Annotated in this window: 1 pseudogene; it reads left to right on the top strand. The window is 79.4% G+C overall.

The window, feature by feature from the left end:
* A pseudogene (locus G3I41_RS10190) lies at positions 1–695 on the top strand (PucR family transcriptional regulator); the annotation flags it as partial.

The following is a 695-nucleotide window of genomic DNA, read 5'->3' on the forward strand; positions in this document are numbered from 1 at the left end:
GCTGCGTTCCGCGCTGGCCTGCGCCCGGGCGGGCGCCGACGAGGGGGCGGCGGGGCGCATGGCGGCCGGGGGCCCGGAGAGCCTGAGCGCGCTGGCGGCGGCCGTCGCCGAGTACACCGGCGGGTCGATCACCATCGAGGACACGCGCCTGCGGGTCCTGGCCCACTCCGCCACCGGCCCCGAGGCCGACGTGCTGCGCCGGTCCACCATCCTGGGCGGCCGGGTCCCGGAGTGGCGGGTCGCGGAGCTGCGGCGCAGCGGGTTGCTCCGGACGCTGTGGACGTCCCGGGACGTGATCCACCGCGCGGCCGACGCCGAGGGTCCCGAACGCCTGATCATCGCGGTCCGCAGCGGCCCGGAGGTCCTGGGCTCGATCTGGGTGGCCGGCGACGGACGCCCCCTGCGCCCGGACGCGCCGGACGCCCTGCGCCGGGCCGCCGAGGTCGCCGCTCCCCTGCTGGTGCGGCACCGGCTGCGGGAGAGCGGCGCGGCCCGACGCAGCGAACTCGCCCTGCGCGGACTGCTGTACGGGGACGGGGACGCCCGTACGCACGCCTGGTCGCTCGGCCTCTCCCCCGACGCCGCCTGCGCGGTCGTGGTCGCCGAACCCCTCACCGCCGCGTCCGGCCCCGGCGACCGCACGCTCGATGTGGCCGCGCTCCAGGCGGCGACGTACCGCCCGGCCGTGCGCGTGC

Origin of the sequence: Streptomyces sp. SID9727, assembly GCF_010550605.1 — a bacterium.
Classification (GTDB): domain Bacteria; phylum Actinomycetota; class Actinomycetes; order Streptomycetales; family Streptomycetaceae; genus Streptomyces.